Annotated in this window: 21 protein-coding genes; 15 read left to right on the forward strand and 6 right to left on the reverse strand. The window is 43.8% G+C overall.

Annotation, left to right across the window (positions count from 1 at the left end; translation table 11 throughout):
* Window positions 1–305: 305 nt before the first annotated feature.
* Window positions 306–1,154 (forward strand): RNA polymerase sigma factor RpoH, encoded by an 849-nt coding sequence (gene rpoH, locus FFR00_RS10930; protein ID WP_137673435.1) that lies wholly within the window; start codon window positions 306–308, stop codon window positions 1,152–1,154.
* Between the two features lie 98 nt (window positions 1,155–1,252).
* On the forward strand, window positions 1,253–1,735 hold the full coding sequence (locus FFR00_RS10935; RefSeq protein ID WP_137673436.1) for a DUF4357 domain-containing protein: 483 nt from the start codon (window positions 1,253–1,255) through the stop codon (window positions 1,733–1,735).
* 70 nt (window positions 1,736–1,805) lie between these two features.
* On the opposite strand, the gene ald is transcribed toward FFR00_RS10935, so the two are convergent.
* Window positions 1,806–2,921 (reverse strand): alanine dehydrogenase, encoded by a 1,116-nt coding sequence (gene ald / locus FFR00_RS10940; RefSeq protein ID WP_137673437.1) that lies wholly within the window; start codon window positions 2,919–2,921, stop codon window positions 1,806–1,808.
* 169 nt (window positions 2,922–3,090) lie between these two features.
* Here ald and FFR00_RS10945 point away from each other — a divergent pair, with 169 nt between their 5' ends.
* A complete protein-coding gene (locus FFR00_RS10945) occupies window positions 3,091–3,696 on the forward strand; it encodes a DUF4202 domain-containing protein (protein WP_201798733.1) in 606 nt (201 codons plus the stop codon).
* Window positions 3,697–3,766: 70 nt separating this feature from the next.
* Window positions 3,767–4,774 (forward strand): class II fructose-bisphosphatase, encoded by a 1,008-nt coding sequence (glpX, locus tag FFR00_RS10950; RefSeq protein WP_137673438.1) that lies wholly within the window; start codon window positions 3,767–3,769, stop codon window positions 4,772–4,774.
* Between the two features lie 46 nt (window positions 4,775–4,820).
* Here the strand turns inward: glpX and FFR00_RS10955 are convergent, their stop codons facing one another.
* Window positions 4,821–5,195 (reverse strand): acetyl-CoA sensor PanZ family protein, encoded by a 375-nt coding sequence (locus FFR00_RS10955; protein WP_137673439.1) that lies wholly within the window; start codon window positions 5,193–5,195, stop codon window positions 4,821–4,823.
* 20 nt (window positions 5,196–5,215) lie between these two features.
* Window positions 5,216–5,638 (reverse strand): hypothetical protein, encoded by a 423-nt coding sequence (locus FFR00_RS10960; protein WP_137673440.1) that lies wholly within the window; start codon window positions 5,636–5,638, stop codon window positions 5,216–5,218.
* Between the two features lie 360 nt (window positions 5,639–5,998).
* On the opposite strand from FFR00_RS10960, the gene FFR00_RS10965 reads away from it, so the two are divergent.
* The 8 genes from FFR00_RS10965 to FFR00_RS11000 all read left to right on the forward strand — a co-directional run bounded on the left by FFR00_RS10965 (window position 5,999) and on the right by FFR00_RS11000 (window position 18,286).
* Window positions 5,999–6,547 (forward strand): GspH/FimT family pseudopilin, encoded by a 549-nt coding sequence (locus tag FFR00_RS10965; RefSeq protein WP_137673460.1) that lies wholly within the window; start codon window positions 5,999–6,001, stop codon window positions 6,545–6,547.
* Entirely contained in the window at window positions 6,516–7,028 is a 513-nt protein-coding gene (pilV, locus tag FFR00_RS10970; RefSeq protein ID WP_161985148.1) for a type IV pilus modification protein PilV, read from the forward strand. Before FFR00_RS10965 ends, pilV begins: the two co-directional genes overlap by 32 nt.
* Window positions 7,016–7,792: a PilW family protein gene (locus FFR00_RS10975; RefSeq protein ID WP_161985149.1), complete on the forward strand. Its 777-nt coding sequence runs from the start codon at window positions 7,016–7,018 to the stop codon at window positions 7,790–7,792. Before pilV ends, FFR00_RS10975 begins: the two co-directional genes overlap by 13 nt.
* Before the next feature lie 2 nt (window positions 7,793–7,794).
* Complete coding sequence (locus FFR00_RS10980) at window positions 7,795–8,334, forward strand: hypothetical protein (protein ID WP_137673442.1); 540 nt, start codon at window positions 7,795–7,797, stop codon at window positions 8,332–8,334.
* A 4-nt stretch (window positions 8,335–8,338) separates the two neighbouring features.
* The gene (locus FFR00_RS10985; RefSeq protein ID WP_137673443.1) at window positions 8,339–8,737 is read left to right on the forward strand and encodes a type IV pilin protein; all 399 of its coding nucleotides are present in this window, start codon (window positions 8,339–8,341) and stop codon (window positions 8,735–8,737) included.
* Entirely contained in the window at window positions 8,737–13,209 is a 4,473-nt protein-coding gene (locus tag FFR00_RS10990) for a pilus assembly protein (protein ID WP_137673444.1), read from the forward strand. Before FFR00_RS10985 ends, FFR00_RS10990 begins: the two co-directional genes overlap by 1 nt.
* A 288-nt stretch (window positions 13,210–13,497) precedes the next feature.
* Entirely contained in the window at window positions 13,498–17,928 is a 4,431-nt protein-coding gene (locus FFR00_RS10995; protein ID WP_137673445.1) for a pilus assembly protein, read from the forward strand.
* A gap of 124 nt (window positions 17,929–18,052) precedes the next feature.
* Entirely contained in the window at window positions 18,053–18,286 is a 234-nt protein-coding gene (locus FFR00_RS11000; RefSeq protein WP_137673446.1) for a YkgJ family cysteine cluster protein, read from the forward strand.
* Between the two features lie 251 nt (window positions 18,287–18,537).
* On the opposite strand, the gene FFR00_RS11005 is transcribed toward FFR00_RS11000, so the two are convergent.
* From FFR00_RS11005 to gpmM, 3 genes are read right to left on the reverse strand one after another with little or no spacing between them, the layout of a single operon-like run.
* The gene (locus FFR00_RS11005; RefSeq protein WP_137673447.1) at window positions 18,538–19,329 is read right to left on the reverse strand and encodes a divergent polysaccharide deacetylase family protein; all 792 of its coding nucleotides are present in this window, start codon (window positions 19,327–19,329) and stop codon (window positions 18,538–18,540) included.
* Entirely contained in the window at window positions 19,317–20,504 is a 1,188-nt protein-coding gene (locus FFR00_RS11010) for a murein hydrolase activator EnvC (protein WP_137673448.1), read from the reverse strand. The genes FFR00_RS11005 and FFR00_RS11010 overlap by 13 nt, the downstream gene beginning before the upstream one ends.
* Window positions 20,505–20,511: 7 nt before the next feature.
* Window positions 20,512–22,044, reverse strand: coding sequence for a 2,3-bisphosphoglycerate-independent phosphoglycerate mutase (gpmM, locus tag FFR00_RS11015; RefSeq protein ID WP_137673449.1), 1,533 nt, complete (start codon window positions 22,042–22,044; stop codon window positions 20,512–20,514).
* Between the two features lie 252 nt (window positions 22,045–22,296).
* Here gpmM and FFR00_RS11020 point away from each other — a divergent pair, with 252 nt between their 5' ends.
* The 3 genes from FFR00_RS11020 (at window position 22,297) to gpsA (ending at window position 24,277) form a co-directional block, all read left to right on the forward strand.
* The gene (locus FFR00_RS11020) at window positions 22,297–22,725 is read left to right on the forward strand and encodes a rhodanese-like domain-containing protein (protein ID WP_137673450.1); all 429 of its coding nucleotides are present in this window, start codon (window positions 22,297–22,299) and stop codon (window positions 22,723–22,725) included.
* 68 nt (window positions 22,726–22,793) lie between these two features.
* Entirely contained in the window at window positions 22,794–23,270 is a 477-nt protein-coding gene (gene secB, locus FFR00_RS11025; protein ID WP_137673451.1) for a protein-export chaperone SecB, read from the forward strand.
* Window positions 23,270–24,277 (forward strand): NAD(P)H-dependent glycerol-3-phosphate dehydrogenase, encoded by a 1,008-nt coding sequence (gene gpsA, locus FFR00_RS11030; protein ID WP_137673452.1) that lies wholly within the window; start codon window positions 23,270–23,272, stop codon window positions 24,275–24,277. The genes secB and gpsA overlap by 1 nt, the downstream gene beginning before the upstream one ends.
* Window positions 24,278–24,449: the final 172 nt, after the last annotated feature.

The following is a 24,449-nucleotide window of genomic DNA, read 5'->3' on the forward strand; positions in this document are numbered from 1 at the left end:
CATGATGCCAGTAGCAAAAAAAACCTTAAAAGTTGATCAAAGTCATTTTTATTCAACGACTTAGCCCTTTTTGAAATTTTTGTTGAAGATTAACGCTCTATACTCCTTAAGGGATAACTTGCACCTATTTGGTAAAATAGCGCACCTAGAAAGTGCTTAAAAGTGTGAACTATCTCTTATTTAGAGCGTCATACAAGTGGAAGCCAGTGAGCCAACGCATAGGCCTTGGGTCCAGTAATGAAGGGGTTAGATCTTGGCTAAACGCTATGATAGACTCGCTAATCGAGTAATATTTTGAGGTTGATATGGATCAAGTAAATGCATCTATGGCGCTAGTCCCACAAGGGAGCATTGAAGCCTATATCCAATCAGTTAATCGGATTGAGATGCTCACGCCTGAGCGTGAAAAAGCATTAGCTACTCGCCTGTTTGAAGAAGGTGACTTAAAGGCCGCACGTGAATTAGTGATGTCGCACTTGCGATTTGTGGCCCACGTAGCTAAAAACTATGCAGGTTATGGCCTGCCTCAAGCCGATTTGATTCAAGAGGGCAACGTAGGCTTAATGAAAGCCGTAAAACGTTTTGACCCTAATGTAGGCGTTCGTTTGGTATCTTTTGCTGTGCATTGGATTAAAGCGGAAATTCACGAATACGTATTGCGTAACTGGCGGATGGTAAAAATTGCCACCACTAAAGCGCAGCGTAAATTGTTCTTTAACTTACGTAAGTCTAAAAAGCGCTTAGGTTGGTTTAGTAACGATGAAGTGAACATGGTGGCAGAAAACCTTGGTGTTACCACTAAGGATGTATTGGAAATGGAATCTCGTATGAGTGCCCAAGATCAAGCCTTTGATCTGGCCGCCGACGATGATGAACGTGAAGGCAGCTTTGCGCCAATTCAATACTTAGAAGATAAGTCTTCAGATGTTGCCCAGTTTGTTGAGAAAGAGAACTGGGAAGTGGCCGCGGCAAATCGCTTGCGTTCTGCTTTAGCGACCTTAGACGAGCGTAATGCGCATATTGTGCAACGCCGTTGGTTAGATGAAGATAAAGCCACCTTGCAAGAACTGGCTGACCAGTATCAAGTTTCAGCAGAGCGGATTAGGCAGTTAGAAAAAAATGCCATGAAGAAGCTCAAAGCAGCCATGGAATAGAAACTTATTAAAAACCTCGCCTAGCGAGGTTTTTTTATATTCAAATCTGCCCGTTGCTTGTGTTAGATTTGCACAAACTTTTCAACACTAGGTCTGACATGGACGGTCCTTTCGAACTCTCTAAAGTTAACTTTGTTATAGACAGTGATGGTCGAAAAACCGCTGCTATCTTGCCTATTGAATTATACCAACAATTGCTTTCGCTGCGTGAATTGGTGGTAGAGAGTAGCGCTCATACCATTACTGCTGATTATTCTTTTAGTGTTAAACAAGCAGTGGCGCATGGTTATCCGGTAGGTGCGAAAAACAAACCAGGTTTTATGGTAGTGAAGGGGTCAACCGCTAACGGCGGCGGTGCAGAGTCATTACGCCCGGCAGTGCTGGCATTGCGTGAGCAGTTACTCGAAGAGCATGTAGTGTGTCGCCAAGGCGAAGGTTACGAGTTTATGCGTGATTATCAATTTTCTAGCCCTAGTTCGGCGGCATGCTTAATCGCCGGCAATGCCCGTAGCGGTTTGGATGCTTGGCTTGATAAATGGGGTCGCAGTCTTAAAGATCGTGGCTACGGCAAAAAGCGTTAAGCCTATTTAGACTTAATGAGTACACCATAAAAAAGAGCGCTAAGCGCTCTTTTTTTAGTTTCTGCTTGGTTTAAGCTAATAGAGTGAGTGGTTCTACCGTAGCTAACTCTAAAGCTTCTCCTACTTCGGCACAGGTTAGCTGGCCGTGCATAACATTTAAGCCATTACGTAGATGCTCATCATCTAACAAGGCTTGCTTGTAACCTTTGTTGGCTAGGGTGATAATGTAGGGCAGGGTGGCATTGTTTAGTGCCATGGTTGAGGTGCGAGCCACGCCGCCTGGCATATTGGCTACGCAGTAATGCACTACTTCATCAACAATGTAGATAGGATCTTGGTGAGTAGTTGCTTTAGATGTTTCTGCACAACCGCCTTGATCGATGGCTACATCAACGATGGCGCTGCCACTTTTCATACGCTTGACTAAGTCTTTGGTGATTAACTTAGGTGCTGCTGCACCGGGTAGTAATACCCCGCCTATTACTAAGTCTGCTTCAAGTACATACTGCTCAATACTCGAGCTGGTTGAGTAAACGGTTTTGAGTTTGCCATGGTACTCTGCATCAATGCTACGAAGCACATCAATGCTGCGGTCTAGTATGGTCACGTCTGCGCCCATGCCCACTGCCATTTGCGCGGCATTTCTGCCCACCATTCCTCCGCCAATTACTGTCACTTTAGCTGGCTCTACACCGGGCACACCGCCCAGTAATACGCCACGGCCACCCTTAGATTTTTCTAACGCCAAGGCTCCAGCTTGAATCGCCATACGCCCTGCTACTTCTGACATCGGTGCCAGTAATGGTAGGCCACCACGCGGGCTAGTGACTGTTTCATAGGCAATACACACTGCGCCCGATTTTATTAAATCATGGGTCTGCTCTGGATCGGGGGCAAGGTGAAGGTAGGTGAACAACAGCTGATCTTCGCGCAGCATTGCGCGCTCAACCGCTTGCGGCTCTTTCACTTTAACTATCATGTCGGCGGCGGCAAACACCTCAGCAGCGGTGCTAGAAATATTCGCTCCAACGGCTTGGTAATCAGCGTCACTAAAACCAATGCCTTCGCCGGCATGGGTTTCTACAATAACCTGATGCCCGTGTTGAACCAGCTCGTTAACACTAGCGGGTGTCATGCCCACACGATATTCGTGATTTTTTATTTCCTTAGGTACACCAATCAGCATAGCGATTAACTCCTTTATTGATATATATGTTGGTCATATATGCCGCTCCGTTATTTAACATATAGTTAAATAAGCTGTTTTTACAATATTTTTTTGGTGTAACTGTCTGTGTTGTTTTTGTGGTTTTGGTAGGATATGTTGTGCGCATGTTAAAGGATAAAACAAAGTTATGGGAAACACCGGAATCATGCAGCAAAATATTCTGAATCAAGTATTAAACGATATTGATCAATTTAACCTCTACGACCCAAATAAAGACTTTGATGAGCTCGGCGATGAACATGCCAAGGAGTTTTTGTATGGCAAGCGAATGTCCAATTGCTTACATGAGTTCATGCTAAACCCACCCGCAGAGTTGCAAATTGCCGCTCGTGCCCAGCATATTGGTCGTTGGTTATCGTTACGTAGTGATTATCCCGAAGGAAGAGCGGGTTATCTGAAATGGCGCACAGATTTAGGTAAGAAACATGCAGAATTGACTGCCGAGATTATGCGCAAACATGAGCTGGCAGAAAGTTTTATTGACGATACTTGCAGTTTGTTACGTAAAGAAAAGCTAAAACGTAACCCCTTAACTCAAGCTCTAGAAGATGTTATCTGTTTGGTATTTTTGAAGTTTTACTTCGTAGAATTTGCTAACAAACACCAGCACGAAAAAATCATTAGCATTGTACAAAAAACCTGGGGGAAAATGTCTCCAGAAGGGCAGCAAGCCGCATTAGCCTTGGATTTATCTGACGAGGCGCTTAGCTTGGTGCAACAAGCTTTAGCTTAGTATCTCGGCTGAATAAAACGTAATTGTGTGCTAGAATTCGCCACGATTTTAAGTTGATTAGGCGTTTCCGATGAGAAGAGATCTGGCATTTCGTTTTTCCCGCGTAACTGAAGCCGCAGCATTAGCTGGCTACAAGTGGTTGGGCCGTGGCGACAAAAATATTGCTGATAATGCAGCAGTAGAAGCTATGCGTATCATGCTTAATGATATTGATATTGATGGCGAAGTGGTAATTGGTGAGGGTGAAATCGACGATGCGCCCATGCTGTACATTGGTGAGCACGTAGGCACCGGCGGCGAAGGCGTAGATATTGCCGTTGATCCTATTGAAGGCACTCGCATGACCGCGATGGGTCAAAACAACGCAGTGGCTGTGCTCGCTGTAGGTGAAAAAGGCGCGTTTTTACGTGCCCCAGACATGTACATGGAAAAGCTGGTTGTTGGCCCAGAAGCTAAGGGTTGTATTGATTTAAATATGCCTTTAGAACACAACATCAAAATGGTAGCGTCGGTATTAGGCAAAGAGTTGAGTGATATGACGGTTATCACCTTGGCTAAACCGCGTCACGACGCCGTGATTAAAGAGATGCAAACCTTAGGTGTGCGTGTATTTGCTATTCCTGATGGTGATGTAGCAGCTTCGATTCTATCGTGTATGCCATTGAGTGAAGTGGACATGATGTACTGTGTGGGCGGCGCACCTGAAGGGGTGATTTCTGCGGCAGTTATTCGCGCATTAGGTGGCGACATGCAAGGTCGTTTGATTCCTCGTCATCAAGTGAAAGAAGATACGCCAGAAAACCGTGCTATTGGCGAAGAAGAAACTCGCCGTTGTGAAGCTGAAGACATTCAAGTGAACAGCGTATTACAGCTGGGTGATTTAGCCAAAAATGACAATGTAATTTTCTCGGCTACCGGTATTACCAAAGGCGATTTACTCGAAGGGATTAATCGACAAGGTAACATTGCGACCACAGAGACATTATTGGTTCGTGGTAAAACGCGTACTATCCGGAAGATTCAATCAACTCACTATTTAGACCGTAAGAACGACAACCTTAAGTCGATTATTCTGTAAGTCTGAATATGCGATTAAAAAAACCAGAGCCTAGGCTCTGGTTTTTTTATAGCTGAAATATGAACTGATTATTTAAACCTAAGTGCTGGTAAAAACTCAGCACCACTGGGTCGTTACTATGAGGAAACTGTAGACCTGTTAGTTGGCGATTTTTAGAGACTTGTAATAACTGCTGGAACATAAACAAACCAATGCCGCGACGCTGAGTAACATCCCGCACAATAAACTTGCTGATTTGCAGTAAAGAATCGGTTTCGCTCAAGACACAATATGCGACAACTCGCTGATTAAAAATAGCCACGTAGAGTTGATTAGATTGTTGCCAGCTAAGCCATTGCTCCTGTTCAACATTTGGTGAGATTTTAGCTAAGTCGTTGCTGTAAAGTGGCCAGTTTTCAATGGCCTGAAAAGATAAGCGCATAGTACCTGTGTATTGTTAAGTTATGAAACGTTAGACAGAGGAGTCTCGGTAAACTGCTCAACGTCTAAGTTGTGCCAGTCTTTAAGGAATTGCTGAGAGTCATGGCAAATTGCAGTGAGAGACATTTTTAGTTGATCGTTAAGTAAACTAATATCTTGATTGACCAGTTGATTGATCGTGTAACTTAAATCATAAATAAGCGGGCCTAGGTCAAAGCGGTTATTTGGGCCAGCGCCTCGTTTATGAGAAGGTTGAGCCTGTCGCTTTCGCCAAGAGCTAAAAGCAATTAAGAAGATATGTAATAGGCGTTTAGATTCGCGACATTCCAAACAAGACTGCTTCACCCACCAAGGGGCAGCACCTTTCATAAAACTGATGCACTCGCTGACAACATCATTAACATAAGCGTCATCAACGTAGCTGGGTAAGGACTGAAGTTTCATAAAAAGTAGCGGTAATTAATCGTGAATTTAGAGTACACATTTTAACGATTTTTCACCAATGGTTTTAGCGTATTATTGGCCAATAATTATCAGTTAAAGCCGATGCTTATGCGAAAAAGTGTTGGGTATTTGAGACAAAAAATTTTGCTGTCAAGCTAGCATTACAGAAGTGGTAGTTGGAAATATGATATCTGTCAACTATTGCCTGTTTGCTTATTGTGTAAGTCATTGATGTTTGTCAAACTGTTCGGCTTATATATTGATTTTTTTATATATAATCTTACTGGTTTCTAAGTAGTTGCTATGCATCTTGCTTTTCGGAAGTTAAGTGAGATTATTCGCTGTTATGGATGATAAGCAATGCTTGGTATACCCAAACAACGCTATACCGCTCGAGGTTTTACCTTAATCGAGTTAATGATTGCCGTTGCCATATTGGTAATTGTGATGGTGGTGGCCGTACCCTCCCTTCAAGGCTTTATGCAAGACAATAAGCAAAAAGTCACCCGTGACTTGTTGGCTAACAGTCTAATGGTGGCTCAGCAAGAAGCTATTCGAAGTAACCTCTCAACTTATGTTTGCCCTACAACAAATGGCTCTTCATGCGAAACTGCTTGGGGTGCAAATAAAGGCTGGTTAGTGTTTTTAGATGAGACTCGTTCCGGAAGTTTAGAGTCTAATGATACCATTATTGTCGCATATCCTAGCCCTAAATCTGCGGAGCTCAAGTACAGCCCGTCGGCCAGTGGCAGTACCAGTACCTTGGTCAGATTTTTTCCGACAGGCCATGCTTTAGCGGGCGAACTAACCGTTTGCGCCCCCTCAAATGATTATGACGACCAGCGTATCGCTGTGTCACGAATGGGGAGGATTGAATATGCTGCGCCATCAACAACATATTGCCCATAGACAGCAAGGTTTTACTTTAATTGAGCTATTGATTGCGGTGGTTATCGTTGCCATTGGTTTGCTTGGTCACGCTGCTTTGCAAATTCAGTCTGTAAATACTGCACATCAAGCTCGTTTTGCGCAAACAGCTAACGTTGCTATGTTGGATTTAGTGCAGCGTTTTAGCGCGATGCCAGAAGCTACTATTAATAATGAGTTCAATTTTAGCAATTTGGCTGATGGCAGTGCGCCTGATGATATGGATTGTCTTACATCTGCTTGTTCTCGTTCAAATTTTGCTAAATATGAAATTCGAGAATGGTTCATGAGTCATAAAGTTTACATTCCCCAATTACGTTTCTCTGTTCAACACGTCAGTAATTTAGTCACTGTAAAAATGACCTGGGATGCAAATTTAAGTGGTGTAGGAGCCGAAGATTGTACAGCCGACGCTAGTGGTAACGCTCATCAATGCAGCGAGGTGGCGGTATGGGTAAGATAATACGAAAACAAGCCGGTTTTGGCTTAGTTGAGTTAATGATCGCTTTGATACTGTCTCTGATTGTCGTTGGCGGTTTGTACGCGGCACTAATTGGCGATCAAAAAAGCTATGAAGCCACTAGAGCTAGCCATCTTCTAGTGGGCAAAAATCGTATGAGCATACAAACACTGCGCCTTTACTTACAGCAGGCAGGTTTTCGAGACTATAACCAACTCTACCAGAATACCTTACTACCTTTGGTGCCTAATACTGACGCTTTTGGGTTTACCTGGGAAGAAGGTCAAATGGTTCAAGGGATCGATAATCGGGGTACTTTCACCGACGCTAAGGCTGGTACTGATGTCGTCGGTATTCGCTTTTATGGCGCGGCTGCACCCAATGCAAGTATCTATAAATGCGACGGCGAAGTATTGGCTGCCGATACAGTTACAACCATTATTTTCTACATTTCTACAAGTAACCAACTGATGTGTCGTGACAGCAGTGGCAACACTATATTTGATGAAGATATGGATAATCTACAACTGCTTTACGGCAGTGTTGATGACACTACGTTCAAATATTATAAAGCCAATGAAGTACCTGATTGGAATCTGGTTAACCGTGTAAAAGTAGGCTTATTGGTCTCGCAAGAAGTTTCTATGGGGAACTTAAGCAATACAAAGAGCTATAACGTACTTGATCAAACGATAGCCGCTGCGAATGACAAGCGGCTTCGTCAAGTGGTGAACGAAACCATCTTATTACTCAATCAAGGAAGCTAGAAATGCCTACCAATATTCCGCAGCGTGGAATGGCGCTGATTATGTCCTTGGTGATGGTGGTTATCATCGCAATGATCGGTATTGCTATTGCTCAGCAGGTGTCCAGTGGGCGAAAAAGTTCTGCCGTTCACCAAGATCATTCAATGAGTTTTTCGCGTGCAACCTCTGGTATTCATGAGGCGGAGTTCGTTGTTCGCCAGCAGGCGTACCACGAAGATGCTCTATTGAATCCAGATACAGCAAACAATTTGGTTACTCCTGCTTTTACTCATACTCAAGGTGGTGTAGTGGTTAGTAATGACGAATGGTGGCAAGACAAAGATAATTGGGTTGTTGGTAATAAAATGACATCAGTAACTGATTCTGCAGGGAGTTCTCTTGCTGGAGAACCTCGTTATATCATTGAGGATGGTGGTGTCGATTCTGGCTTAGTTCTTGGGGTAAACGTACCTAAACGTCGTTTCTTAAGAATTACCTCGAAAGCAGAAGGTACTGGTGGAGCAGTAACTTATTTACAATCTTATGTAGCGTTCATGGAGTAATAGAGTGAAACAAGTAAAAGGATTTACGTTACTAGAGGTGATGATAACAGTCGCCATCGTAGCCATACTAGCGGGTATTGCCTACCCGAGTTATTTAAGCCATGTGCAAAGCACCAAGCGCGAAGAAGGTAAACGAACTTTAGTCGAAGCCGCTCAGCATATGGAAAGTTACTATGCGATGCACCTTAATTATAGCGGTGCAGTAAGCTCAACATCCTTAAGTATCTATACGCCAAGTAGCGATTTTAGCGAAATTTATACTTTAACTGCAGTGGCTAATTCTACTGGTACTTCTTATACGCTAACGGCTACCCCTAAAGGTCCTCAAAGTGGGGACTCTTGCGGTGCGCTCACTATATCTAGTACTGGTAGCACTACAGCTGCAACTGGAGGGTGTTGGTAATGAAATTTTTATTAAAAACAACCATTAGTTCATTAGCCTTTAGCTCAGTGTCTTTGCTTTCACAAGCGGCCAATTTAGATTTAGCTGATGCGCCTTTATATACTGCAAGCTCCCCACCTCCACTGGTAATGTTAGTAATGGGGCGAGACCATACACTTTATTACGAAGCTTATAATGATGCCTCGGACTTAGATGGTGACGGTGAACTTGATATTCGTTACTCGCCTAACAAGATTAACTATGCGGGTTACTTCGATAGTAATCGCTGCTACTCCTACGCATCGGGCAAGTTCTCCCCCGAACAATCTGTTGTTCATTCTGGTATTGCTCAATCAGATAGCGATACAACTAATTACAAAACCTGTGCTCAATCTGGTGTTGGCTCTTGGAGTGGTGACTTTTTAAACTATCTGACTATGTCGCGTATGGATGTTTTAAGAAAAGTTTTGTATGGCGGCTATCGCTCAACCGATACCGCCGCTAGCGGAACTGAAAATAGTCAAACGGTGTTAGAGAGAGTGTTCATCCCTCAAGATGCTCACAGTTGGGGAAAGATGTATACCTCAGTTGCGGTTGATAAATACAACATTAGAATGTATTCACCATTCTCTTTACCTAGTGATGGTACTAAACACTTTTTTGGAACCGCATCTTTTGCCGATGGAGGAACTCCTCAGTTAAGAGTGCGACAAGAGGTGGCTCCTAGCGCAACTAGCCCTAAAGAACCGACAGGTAACATTTGGGAGTGGGCGAGTACTGAACGCCCAGTATTAAGCAGCAGTGGTCGAACTATTCACAACACTTTTAATGTTAGAGTTGAGGTGTGTGTGGCAGATAGCTTGGAAGACAATTGTAAGGAATACTCAGAAGGTAATTATAAACCTACCGGTGTACTTCACGATTACGGCGAGAATGGCAGTATCGAATTTGGTCTAATCACCGGAAGTTACGATAAAAACTTATCTGGTGGTGTGCTCCGTAAAGCTGTTGGAGATTTTTCGACTGAAGTTGATCCAAGTTCTGGAGTATTTGATAGCGCAGTTAATGGCATTGTGAGTACGATCAACAAGCTCAAGATTTACGGCTATAACTATAGTTCGGAAGAGTATGGTTGTGGTTGGGTAGCAACTAGAGCAATTGCCAATGGGGAGTGTACATCCTGGGGTAACCCAATCGGTGAAATGCTTTATGAAAGTGTTCGTTATTTTCATGGTGAAAATAGTGCTAGCTCTAGTTACTCTGCAGGGAGTGGAACTATCGATGCATCTTTAGGCCTGCCGTATGCAACTTGGGATGATCCTTACGAAAATTGGGCTGATCCCGCCATAGCGAAGCGCTCTTATTGTGCGGCGCCTTATAATTTAGTTATTAGTGATATAAACCCTTCTTATGACTCTGATGAGCTTCCTGGAGCTCTGAATGATTTCATTAAACTTGATGCTTCAGGTAACTCTTTACCTTACCAGGGTAGCGAACTTACTGATTTCGATATAACCGATTTGCTCGATACTATTTCTACAAAAGAAGGTATTTCTGGTAGTTATTTTGTAGGTGAGTCAGTCGGAGATATCTCAGATACTAAGAGTGCCCCTACGGCCAAAACAGTTAGCTCGTTGTCTGCTATTCGAGGTTTGTCACCCGCTGAACCCACTAAAGAGGGGAGCTATTCCGTAGCCGGGGTGGCTTATTATGGGCATAAAACTGACTTATTTCCTACTAAAGAAGGTAAGCAGAATATTAATACTATGGTTGTAGCAATTTCCTCTCCATTACCAGAAGTGGAAGTTGAGGTTGGTGACGATGTTATTAAAATAGTACCTTTCGCTAAGTCTGTAGGTGGATACAGTATTAATCGCGCTCAAGGTGAGTTTCAGCCAACAAACACAATTGTTGACTATTATGTGGAAGAGTTTTCTAGTACTAAAGGGATATTTAGGATTAACTTCGAAGATGTAGAGCAGGGGGCTGATCATGATATGGACATGATTGTTCAATATACCTATGAAGTTAAAGATCTTTGCCCAAATGTGGATGACGATGAAGACGATTGCACCAAAACTCCTGGGGTAAAACTCACCTTAGACTCATTGTATGCTGCTGGCAGTATTGACCAGCACGCTGGGTACGTTATCTCTGGTACTGAAAAGGATGGTATTTACTTAGATGTTAAAGATATCGGTGGCAGCAAAGTTAACTACTATCTAGATACACCAGAGCAGTCAGATTCAGCCTTTCCACTTAATTCCAGAAATCGAACACTAAATGCAAATGTAGATGACCTAGAGTTAACTCGGACTAGGCATTTCTTTCCTAATAGCTCGTCGGCTAATCTATTGCCTTCCCCTTTATGGTATGCCGCAAAATGGGGGGGCTTTGAAGAAGCAGAAGACAACACTAACCATTTCCCCGACGCTGGTGAGTGGGACAAAAATAACTCTGGGGAACCGGATTCATATTTTCCTGTAACGAATGCTGGAGAGTTAGAGGCTCAAATTGGCAAAGCTTTGGAAAGTACATTTGGAGATGACCAATCATCTACTTCACCTGTGTTTAACAATACTTTTCTTAATAGTGGGGCATTTTTGTATCAAACTCGCTTTGAAGGTGATACTTGGAGTGGGAACGTATTAGCATACTCCAGTAATGGTGGCAGCTTTAGTGATACCCCTACCTGGCAAGCTGCAGAAGAAATAGATGCTGTAACCCCCTCCAGCAGAACTATTTACACTAGAAACAGCTTTAGCAACGAAGTTGTTGATTTTGTGGTCCCCTCTGACTTGTTAGGTGCTGATGATGGTTTAAGTGTTACTCAAATCGAAGCATTGCTAAGCGGGCTGAATGGTACAGACGCCGAAAAGTTAGCTTACTTAACTGCAGTAATTAACTATTTACGCGGAGAGCGAACCTATGAAGCCGCTGATTTAGCTTATAGTATGCGTGAACGCGAATCGGCTTTGGGCGATATAGTTAACTCGACTCCCTATTATGTAGACGAAGTTAATGGGCACAGTGTAGATAAACCAGTGTTAGTTTTCGGTGCAAACGATGGGATGGTGCATGTTATAGATGTTGCTAACGGCGAAGAGATCATGGCTTATATACCGAGTCAGGTTTATTCACATTTAAATAGCCTAACTAAGAGTAGTTATTCCCATAAGTACTTCGTAGATGGGGAAATCGCTGGATATACAGATGATAGTGATAAAACCATTGTTGTAGGCACCTTGGGTACTGGCTTTAAAGGGTTATATGCTATTGATGTTAGCGATATGAGAAGTGCTAACAAAAACAAAATTAAGTGGGAAATTGATAGTTCTGATACTGGTTATAGCGGATTAGGCTTTACTCGGGAAAAGCCTACGATAGCTAAGCTTAAAAATGGAGACGTTGGGGTTATCTTCTCTAATGGGTATAATTCATCTGAAGATGCTGGAACAATATATATAGCCAACCTCGACGATGGGAGCTTAATTAAATCATTAACTGTAGGTACTGTGGTTGATCCTACCGGTCTAAACAGACCTAATGCGCTTGCCAGCCCTGCGGTGGTAGACTTAAATGGTGATGGTATTGCCGACCGTATTTATGCCGGTGATTTGTACGGAAATATGTGGGTTTTCAATATTTCAGATTCCAACGTAGGAAACTGGAAGATTGCTAATGAAGATGATAAACCTTTATTTACAGCCGTTAGCTTAGATAAATCGGGTTCTCCGGCTACATATATTTCCCAAGCTATTACAACGCGCCCTTCGGTTGGAGTTCACCCTTATGGGATTGGACAAGGAGTTTTAGTCGCTTTTGGAACAGGTAAATATATTGAGAAAGATGACAACAATTATTTAGCTGAGCCTACCCAGTCAATTTATGCAATTTGGGATAAATTGGATGAAAGTTACTACACGACAAGCAGAACTCAGGTCGATAGTGAGCAGGTATATAGCAATCTACTACGTCAGTCTATTATTGAGGAAGACGCAAGAAACAGAAAAGTATCAAGTTACCCAATAGATTGGGGGGTACATAAAGGGTGGTACTTGGATTTAGTCAATACTCAAGATGACAATACAACTAATTATGGCGAGAGGCAGGTAACAAATAGTTTATTGTTGGCAAATAAGTTGAGCTTTACGACACTTCTCCCCAATGAAGATGCTTGTACGCCGGGAGGAAGTGGTTGGTACATGGAAATGAACCTACATTCTGGAGTAACGTGGAATTCAGGAAATGAAGATTTCACTGATCCAGATGATGATACCAATACGATTGATGATGAAAGCTCTCATCAAAAAGTAGATGGCATTCCATCATCACCATCAGTGATTATTGACCCTAATTTGACTAATGAAGGTGTGGTCGGTGAAGACGGTATTATCCAGAAAAACTGTATTACCTTAAGTAATGGCTCTATGTTTTGCTATGACGACTACCAATCCCCAACGGGTCGTTTAAGCTTAAGAACCTTACACTAAACGTAAGATGATAGATGATGAATGGGAGCTGCTTGCAGCTCCCTTTTTTGTTTATGGTCAGCCTCTCTTTGCTGGTTTATTATTTTTATATGTGGTGTATTTCTTTTGGTGAGATATTTATTTAAATATATGTTTTTAATAGATATTACTAAAATAAATTGTCTAAGACTTCACTGAAATTTCATCCTTTTCAGCTTAAAATTCCAACAGGTTTTCTATGGTCGTTTATTACTTTTTCAAAGGGTTTGAAAAAGACTGGCGAGCTATGTTGTTGGAAGCGAAGCGTTAATGAAATTCTCTGTGTTTATACATCAAATGCGATGGCGTTTATTATCTAAAACCGATAGTGATATAAAACGCCGTTTACTTAGTTTTAGTTTTATTAGCTGTTGCGTTGCCCCTGCCTTATCAGCGGCAAACCTTAACTTAGCCGATAGCCCTTTATATGTGGCTACCACGCCAGCACCAATGGTGATGTTGGTGATGGGGCGGGATCATACGCTTTATTATGAAGCTTATAATGACGCTACCGACTTAACCGGTAACGATGATTTAGACATTAACTATAATCCTCTTGCTGTTGATTATGCTGGCTACTTTAACAGCCAACGCTGTTATACCTACAATACTGCGCAAAAACGCTTTTCACCGGGCGTGGGCGCAAAAGCGACTACCAAAACGTGTAGCGGTTCTGGTGAATGGAGTGGAGATTTCCTTAACTACTTAACCATGTCGCGCATGGATGTTTTACGCACGGTGTTATACGGCGGCTATCGCACAGTGGATAGCGAAGGCTTAACGGTACTTGAGCGAGTTTTCATTCCTCAAGACGCTCACTCTTGGGGGAAGAGTTATACCTCTGAGGCTGTAAACGGTTATCGTATCGATAGCTACACCCCTTTGTCTCAACCAAATTCAAATAGAAAACACTTTTTTGGTAGCGCTTCTTGGTCTGATGGCGGTGCACCAGAGCTCCGCATTAAAAAGAATATGAACAAAGAGATTTGGGAGTGGGCCACAACCGAGCGTCCGGTATTAGCTGGTAATGTTAGCGAGTCTTATGAGATCCGTGTTGAAGTATGTGTGAAAGACAAGCTCGAGGCTAACTGTAAGGAATACCCCAATAAGCAATTTAAACCTACCGGTCTGCTACATGATTACGGCGAAGATGGCAGCATAGAGTTTGGCTTACTCACAGGCAGTTATGATAAAAACCTCTCCGGTGGCGTGTTGCGCAAAGCGGTGTCTCATTTTGGCGATGAGATTATTACCAACAGCGGTCAGTTTAAAACTAACACTGACGGTATTGTTAGCACCATTAATAAGCTGCGGATTTATGGGTTTAAATATGGCAGCTATGAGTATGGCTGCGGTTGGATCACAGACCGAGCTATTCGCAATGGCGAATGTACCTCTTGGGGCAACCCCATTGGTGAAATGCTTTATGAGAGTTTGCGGTATTTTCATGGGGAAGGCTCAGCCAGCGGCTCATATTCAAGTGGTAAAGGCACGATAGATGGTTATTTAGGCTTACCTTTTGCTACCTGGGATGACCCTTACGAAAATCGGGATTACTGCGCTGCTCCGTTTAATTTGGTGATTAGTGATATTAGCCCTTCTTACGATTCAGACGAATTACCGAACGCACATCCGAGTTTTGCGAGTAGCTATTCGGGGTCCACGCTAGATGGTTTTCACTTAAAGAACTTACTCGATAATATTTCTACTCACGAGAACATTAAAGGAGATTACTTTATTGGTGAATCGGTCGGTGATAACTCTGGCACAACGAGTGCGCCAACCGCAAAAACGGTGACTAGCTTATCGGAAATTCGTGGTTTGTCTCCACAGGAGCCGACTAAAGAAGGTAGTTATTCCGTCGCCGCAGTAGCGCATTATGGGCATAAAACAGATATGTTCCCAACGAAACCCGGTAAGCAAAACATCCAAACTACCGTAGTGGCTGTATCTTCCCCTTTGCCTGAGGTTGAAGTAGAGGTTGCGGGTGAAAAAATCATTATTGTGCCCTTTGCTAAATCAGTAGGCGGCTGTGTGGGTGGAAAATGTATTAGCACCAAAAAAGGCGATTTTCAGCCTACCAATACCATTGTGGATTATTACGTAGAAGAGTTCTCACCAACGAAAGGCACCTTTAGGATCAATTTTGAGGATGTTGAGCAAGGTGCCGACCATGAAATGGACATGATCGTTAAGTATCACTATGAAGTGAAAGAGCTTTGCAACAGTGCTTATGACAACGAAGCTACCTGTACAAAGCGCAAAGGTGTGCAGTTAACCTTAGACTCGCTGTATGCCGCGGGCAGTATCGATCAACATGCTGGATACGTTATCTCGGGTACTGATAAAGACGGTATCTACCTCGACGTGAAAGACAAAAGTGGTAGCAAACGTGAGTACTATTTAGATACGCCTTTAGAAAACGAAGCGGCATTTCCATATAACTCGCGCGAAGTGAGCAATAACGCCAATGATTTACCGCTCATCCGTAAGCGAAACTTCTTCCCTAGCTCTGATTCTGCTGCCGCCACCCTACTACCATCGCCACTGTGGTACGCGGCGAAGTGGGGGGGCTTCACCGATACCAACAATAACGGTATACCTGATGACGGTGAATGGGATGAAGAAGTACCCGGCTCACCAGATAACTACTTTCCTGTGACAAATGCGGGTCAATTGGGAGCTCAAATTGGTAAAGCTTTAGAGAAAATCGCCAGTGGCAGTCAATCAGCGAGTCCACCGGTATTTAACAATAACTTTTTAACCAGTAGCTCGTTTCTATATCAATCTGCTTTTGATGGGGAATACTGGAGTGGTGATGTGAAAGCTTATAAAGCTGCCAGTGGCGGCGGCTTTAGCTCAACTGAAACGTGGAGCGCGGCTAAAGAATTAGACGCTATGTTGCCAGAAAATAGAACGATTTTTACGCGCAACCCAGAATCGAATCGAATCGTAGACTTTGTTGCGCCAAATAACTTGGGTGGTGACAGCGATGGCTTAAGCCTGGCGCAAATCAATAGTTTACTTGGTGGGCAAAACGGCTCTGAAGCTACCAAGGTTGCTTATCTGGAGGCCGTGGTTAATTACCTTCGCGGTGATCGAACCTATGAGCAAAGTGACTTAGCCTACGCCATGCGTAAACGCTCTACCGCGCTGGGCGATGTGATCAACTCCATTCCCTATTACGTTGATGTGGCAACAGGTCATAAGGTGAATAAACCAGTATTAGTCTTTGGTGCTAATGACGGCATGGTACATGTTATCGATGCGAAGACGGGCAAAGAACTAATGGCCTATATCCCAAGCCAAGTTTACCAACACCTTAACAGCCTAAGTAGAAGCACTTATACCCATAAATACTTTGTTGATGGAGCCATTAGCGCTTATACCGACGATTCAGACAAAACCACGGTAGTTGGCACTTTAGGCACTGGCGTTAAAGGCTTGTATGCCATTGATGTTACTAATATGAACTGGCCATCTAAAAACAATATCAAGTGGGAAATTGATAGCAACACTAGGGGCTTCGAAGGCTTAGGTTATAGCCGAGAACAACCTACAATAGCTAAGTTACCTAATGGTAAAACTGGAGTCATATTTTCTAATGGCTATAACGCTTCTGAAGATGAAGGGATGTTATTCATTGCTGATTTAAAAGACGGCAGTTTAATTGCGAGCTTAAAAACAGGGATAGGTAGTGAACAAGACCCCACTGGTAAAGCGAGACCAAATGGCTTAGCGTCTCCTGCGGTAGTTGATTTAACTGGTGATGGCGTAGCCGATAGGATTTATGCAGGCGACTTATTCGGCAACATGTGGGTGTTTGATGTCTCAAGTAAATCTACCAGTGACTGGGGCTTAGCTACAACCAGCAGCGGCGGTAAACAACCGCCTCTATTTAGTGCTGTAAGCCCTAGTAAAAAGGTGGTGGGAACCAGTTACCAGTATCAAGCTCAGCCCATTACGACTAAGCCATCTGTGGGTGTCCACCCCGAGGGTATAGGTAAAGGGGTATTGGTGGCCTTTGGCACAGGCAAGTACATTGAGGTGGATGACAACGATGCTGATAATCAAGATACTCAGAGTATTTACGTTATTTGGGACCGTTTAAACGGTACTGCAGTAGAGAGCTCTCGCTCACGGGTAGATGGCCAAGAGGTTTATGATTCAAATTTATTGCGCCAAGCGATAATTGAAGAAGACGCCCGCAATCGCCTATTAACTGACTACCCGATTGATTGGTTTAGTCAAAGTGGTTGGTATTTAGACTTTGTTAACACTCAAAACAAAAATACTAACAACTATGGAGAGCGGCAGGTGAGTCATAGCTTGTTGCTATCAAACAAGTTAAGTTTTACTACCATGCTACCCAATACTGATACATGCGCATCAGGTGGTAGCGGTTGGTATATGGAGCTTAACCTGCACTCTGGTCGAACTTGGAATACCGGTACTGATGGAAACACCGATCCTAACGATGATAGCGACACCATTAACAACGACAGTTCACACCAAAAAGTGGAAGACGGTATACCTTCTTCGCCAGGCGTGATTATTGATCCTAACTTACCTAGTGATGGTTCAGAGCATGATGGGTCAGTGAATCAGAAAAACTGTATTACCCTGAGTAACGGAACGATGCTGTGTTTTGATGATTTCCTCTCGCCAACAGGGCGACTAAGCTTACGCAGGCTTCACTAAACCTTTGGCTTAAAAAGATAAAAATGGCAGCCTTTTGGCTGCCATTTTTTGTTGCTGTTTTACTCATATATTTATAGATGTTTTTTGCTACACTAGCGCCCCTTCAATTTCGTGAGCACTGACTATGCAATGCCGAATCGGTTGCGGTGCTTGTTGTATTGCGCCTTCGATTAGTTCTTTACATAAACCTGCCGGTGAGCGCTGTGTGCATCTCAATGCTGATAACTTGTGCAAAATTTTTGGTCAAGCCAAGCGGCCACAAGTATGTAGTGATTTTAAAGCCGCTAAGTGGCTATGTGGTGATACCCAGCAGCAAGCTTTGGATAATCTTATTCACCTCGAGCAGCAAACGGCTTAAATCCTAAGGTTCAGTCATCAATTACGTAGTCGCAGATTAGTGTCGTTTGCTTTCTATTTCGAATCTATGACTTGGTGTAGTAATACAAAAATCACAGCACAAGTGCCAAACCAGTGCCGTATAATAATTGTGAACAGGCATGAGCAGATAGAAGCCGCCCCAAAGCCTAGCAACAAGAGAGCGCTTCAAGGAAAAGGAAGATACGAACTACGCAGTCATGAACCTTGGCTAAGCGCTTAATACTATGTTTACTAATAGGTGGATGTTTCAATATCTTCAGCAGTTTGTAAGCTTGTGGCATCCACTAGTTGGAGCAGTGGTGATTCTGTTTTGGGAATGTTATTGAGCGCTAATCGCTGGGCCACACCAACTAGCTGTACATCTTCTGGTAGCGCAAGTTTAGCCAGTTGATTTACCGAATGTGGTCTTGGGTGAGCAATAAGCACAGCATGGCCGTATTTACGCGCAATGTTAATTGCCTGCTGCCACTGTTTTTCTATTGCAGCGGGATTATCTTGGTGATCTAGAAATACATGTCTGCGCAGGTTGGGCACTTGGTAATGGCTGGCAACTTTATTGCCAATGCTGGCTAAATGAGTACGACTGTCCACAAAAAACAATTGCTGTTTTGCCAATACTTGCATTAGCCAGTGCATCTCAGTGGGAAGTTGGGTTAACTGGCTACCCATATGGTTGTTTAAACCGGTGGCTTCGGGGTAGTCATTAATCGCGGCTTGTACTCGCTGTTTAAAGCTGCCTTCATCCAAGTGGTCGTTTAAGCCATAAGGCCCTAACGCTATTTCCCCGCTACCCTGCATGGGTAAATGCAACATCACTTCGCGCTGCTGCTGTTGGGCTAGTTCGGCAATTTCTTTGGCATAGGGGCTGGAAGGCAAAACCGAAAGCGTAATGCTGGGGTGAAGCTCCAATAAGTCAATGTCACGGGCGCTATTACCCACATCGTCGATAATAATGGTGAGTTGGCTGGCAAGCAGATGGCTACAAAACAATACGCTTACACAAGCGCTAACTATTTTAACCATTTACTCGGGTCTTGGGTCTGCCCTTTATGGCGAATTTGGAAGAATAATGCATTGGTGGTTTGCCCACCCGTGTTACCCGCGTAAGCAATGGTTTTTCCGGCATTTACCCGTTCACCCACTTCGGCGTTTATGCTTTGGTTATAGCCGTAAAAACTTAAGTACTGTTCTCCGTGATCAATAGCTACCACTAGCCCGTAACCACGCAACCAATCGGCAAAGACCACATTACCAGCCGCTACTGCTTGCACTTTGGTGCCAGGGTGGGAATCAATCACAATGCCTTGCCAGCGTGTTTGCCCTTGATTTTGGCTGTTGTAACTATGCAGAACTCGTCCACTAAGTGGCCATGGCAGCTTGCCCTTGGTTTTGGCTAACCCGGTGAGTGGGGTTTTATCCAAGTTTTGCTTCAAAGCTAATTGTTGCTGCTGTTCAATTTTGTCACTAATCACTTGTTGTAACTGCTGTTCGTTTATTTGCAGCTGCTCTAAACGGCTTTGTTCTGTGTTTTGCAAGGTATTGAGTTTAGCGAGCTGTTGCTTACGTTGATTCTGTTGAGCTTGAGATTGCTGTAATTTGTCTTGCTGCAGGCTTACTAAGGCTTCGAGCTTTTTCTGCGACTCTGCCAGTTGCTCTTGTACTCGGCTTAATTCAATTTGCTTATCATTTACTTCAAGTAATGCAGCACTGCGTGCTTTCGCCAAATATTGGTAATAACTGAGCATACGCTCTAAGTTGGCTGCATTTTGTTGGTTCAACAGCATCTTCATATAGTCGCTTTCACCTAAACGGTAGGCGCTATTTATTTGAGCTGCTAGGGCTTTTTGTTGCTGTTTGAGCTGCTGTTTTAAGGTATTTATCTGTGACTCAATTTGCTGCTGCTCCATTTTAGAATGAGACAGTTGGTTGTTGAGTTTTCTTAGTTGTTGGCTAGAGTCAGCAAGCGCTAATTCGTATTGGCGTAACTGCTCTTGGGCTTTAGATATATTGCTTTTGCGTTGTTTGAGTTGCTGTTGTTGCTGCTTGAGCTGTTTTTGCACATTAATCAGCTGCTGTTGCTCATCGGCATGAGTAGGAGAGCAGAGCAATAGCAAAACGCCAGCGATAAGGCTGGCGTTTAACAGGCGAACAAGGCGTTTAATAACACCTTGATTCGAATGTGAATTAGGCTGTTTCATCAAGCCATTATTTCAAATTCATCAAGGCCTTGCCAGTCATTTCTGCTGGAGTTTCCATGCCCATCAAACTTAGCATGGTAGGAGCGATATCACTTAGGCGACCACCTTCTACTGGCGTGGCTTCGCGGCCGTAGTAGATAAATGGTACCGGTAGGTTAGTGTGAGCGGTGTGGATGCCACCTGTTTCTGGGTCAACCATTTGCTCGGCGTTACCGTGGTCAGCTGTAATTAAACACTCGCCGCCTACTTTATCTAGTGCTTCCACTAAACGACCAATGCTTGTATCTACTGCTTCACACGCTTTTACTGCTGCTTCATAAACGCCAGTGTGACCAACCATGTCGGTGTTAGGGTAGTTACAGATAATTACATCGTACTTACCGCTTTCAATGGCAGCAACAAACTTATCGGTTAACATTTCCGAGTTCATTTCTGGCTGCAGGTCGTAAGTGGCTACCTTAGGTGAAGGGATAAGTTCGCGATCTTCGCCAACAAACGCGTCTTCTTTGCCGCCATTGAAGAAAAAGGTAACGTGAGCATATTTCTCAGTTTCTGAGATGCGTAGTTGAGTTTTCTCTTTCTTCTCTAGCCATTCGCCTAGGGTATTCACTAAGTCTGTTGGGCCGTAAGCACAAGGTGCGTTAATGTCTGCTGCGTATTGAGTCAGCGTAACAAACTCGCAGGCTGGTACTTTAGCGCGCGCAAAGCCGGTGAAGTCTTGCTCAACAAAACAGCGAGAGATTTCACGAGCACGGTCAGCACGGAAGTTCATGAACAATACCGCGTCGCCATCGTTAATGGCTGCTGGTGAATCACCAATTACTGATGCTTTAACAAATTCATCGTTTTCTTCACGCGCGTAAGCGGCCGCTAGTGCTTCAGTTGCGTTAGCGTAACTGTATTCTGCTTTGCCTTCGGTTAATAGCTGATAAGCTTCCTCTACACGTTCCCAACGGTTATCGCGGTCCATGGCGTAGTAACGACCTACTAATGAAGCGATGCGACCCGCGCCCACTTCAGCAAACTTAGCATCAAATTTCTCGATAGAACCTTGGGCGCTGCGTGGTGGCGTATCGCGGCCATCTAAAAATGCGTGCAGGTAAATTTCTTTAGCACCTTGTTTCGCGGCGAGTTCGATAGCCGCTAACATGTGGTCTTCGTGGCTGTGAACGCCGCCTGGAGAAAGTAGACCCATAATGTGTACAGCTTTGTTGGCTGCTACGGCTTTATCTACCGCGCCCACTAAAACGTCATTGGTGAAGAAGTCACCATCTGTAATTGACTTACCAACGCGAGTCAGTTCTTGGTATACGATTCGACCGGCACCAATATTGGTGTGGCCTACTTCTGAGTTACCCATTTGGCCGTCAGGTAGACCAACATCTAGACCAGAACTTGAAATCAGTGTGCTAGCAGCAGTGTTCCAAAGGTTGTCTAGTACAGGGGTGTTCGCGTTTGCTACGGCGTTATCCGCGCTATCTTGGCGGTAGCCCCAGCCATCCATAATGATTAGAGCCAAAGGCTTTTTGCTTGCAGACATTGCAATTTCCTCAATCGGTAAATGTAAAAGTGAAAAACGAATTAGTGAAATATTACTACATTTTTAGTTTGAGTCACCTGATTGAACGCAATTCAACCGAGATTAGTCATTTTAAGTGGTTTTTTTGTTGGTGTATGAATCTTAGGTCAATTTGCCTAGTTACGCGTCTACGATAGCTGCTATTCTTGCCGCTCGGGTGTATACTCTCGCCCCATTATCACTAACTATTTGCTTAACTGGAATTGTCATACTATGCAGCAAGTTGTCGAATTTGTCGGAAATAACCCTATCATTTCATTCGCTTGGGTAGGTTTGTTCGGTGCCGTTATTTACAGTTTTATTCAACCAATGTTGTCAAAAGTGACTTCAGTGGGTAATCACGAAGCGACCTTGCTTATCAATAAACAAGACGCCGTAGTGGTTGATGTTCGTACTAACGATGAATACAAAAAAGGGTATATTGCGGGCGCACGTCACATTCCTTTAACTCAAATACAGGCTAATAACTTCAAGCCTATTGAAAATTTAAAGGGCAGCCCCATTATCGTTGTATGTGAAACAGGGATGCGTTCTGGCTCAGCGGCAAATACGCTAGTTAAAGGTGGTTTTGAGCAAGTGTATAACTTACGCGGCGGCATGACCGACTGGAAATCTGCAAACCTACCGATCACTAAGAAATAAGATCGCGCTTTGATTGCTAACGCTTAGCAATTAGACAATTTTAAAACACAGTATTAAAGGTATTTATCATGGCTGAAGCAGCAACCACAGAAGCACCACAAGTAGAATTTGCAATTCAACGTATCTACACCAAAGACATCTCTTTCGAGACGCCTAACTCTCCTCAAGTTTTCCAACTAGAATGGAAACCAGAAGTGAAAGTTGACCTAGATACTACTAGCAACAAACTTGCTGATAACGTATTTGAAGTAGTGCTTACGCTTACAGTTACTGCAAAAGTAGAAGACAAAACAGCATTCTTATGTGAAGTTCATCAAGGTGGTATTTTCACCCTAGGTAATATGCCAGAGCCGCAACTTGCTCACGCAATTAACGCCTACTGCCCGAACATTTTGTTCCCTTACGCTCGTGAAGCGGTATCTAATTTAGTTAACCGAGGTTCATTCCCACAAATTAACCTTGCACCAGTTAACTTTGATGCCTTGTTTGCTAACTACGTACAACAGCAAGCTGAGCAGCAACAAGCGGCTAAAGCTGACGCTTAATGACTAACTCAAAGGCGACTATGACCGTATTGGGCGCTGGCTCATACGGTACTGCTTTGGCGATTGCCATTGCCCGTAATGGACAACGTACCGTGTTATGGGGTCATGAGCCTGAACATGTGGCTGCACTTAATGCAGCCCGTGAAAACCAAGATTTTCTACCCGGTATTACCTTTCCTGATAGTCTCGAGTTAGAGGCTGATTTAGCGACGGCCGTTGCCCAAAGCGACAACTTATTAGTGGTGGTGCCTAGCTTTGCTTTTGCTGACATTATGCGTCAAATAAAGCCCATGCTGAGTGCCGAGTCGCGTGTAGCTTGGGCAACCAAAGGTTTAGAGGCAAATACTGGGCACTTGCTTTCAGAAGTAGCGGTTGAAGTGCTTGGCGAGCAACGCTCGTTAGCGGTTATTTCAGGGCCTACATTTGCTAAAGAATTAGCCGCAGGTTTACCTACGGCCATTTCGGCATCTTCATCAGATACTGACTTTGTTAGCTACTTGGCTGAAGTAATGCGCTGTGAACGTAGCTTTAGAGTGTATACCAACAACGATATTGTTGGCGTGCAACTGGGCGGCGCAGTGAAAAACGTGATTGCGATAGGTGCAGGATTGGCCGACGGCTTAGGTTTTGGCGCAAATGCACGCACCGCTTTAATTACCCGTGGTTTACGCGAAATGGCGCGTTTGGGTAAAGCCTTAGGTGCTGAAGCTGAGACTTTCAAAGGTATGGCTGGTTTGGGTGACTTGGTACTCACTTGTACTGATAACCAAAGCCGAAACCGCCGATTTGGTCTTGCACTAGGTGCCGGTAAATCACTTGAGCAAGCAGAAGCGGATATTGGTCAGGTGGTAGAAGGTTACCGCAATACCAAAGAAGTGTATTTGCTCGCGCAACGGGTTGGTGTAGAAATGCCAATCGTTGAGCAGGTTTATCAGGTGCTTTATAAAGCTAAATCGCCAAAGCAAGCAGCGATGGATCTTTTAGCGCGTGACCAGCGCGAAGAATAGCTTGGTTTAAGTTAATTACTGACCCGTCCTAAAATAGGTTGACGATTTTTAGGCCAGCTCCAGTAGCTGGCCTTTTCTATTATGCACCTGATTGGGCGTTTCCATATTTAAACTCAGGTGCGGTCTCATCGTGTTGTATATCGCTATCGATTCTTTTACAAGTCTCTTTAGT

The sequence above is a fragment of the Agarivorans sp. Toyoura001 genome (assembly GCF_005405585.1).
Lineage (GTDB): Bacteria > Pseudomonadota > Gammaproteobacteria > Enterobacterales > Celerinatantimonadaceae > Agarivorans.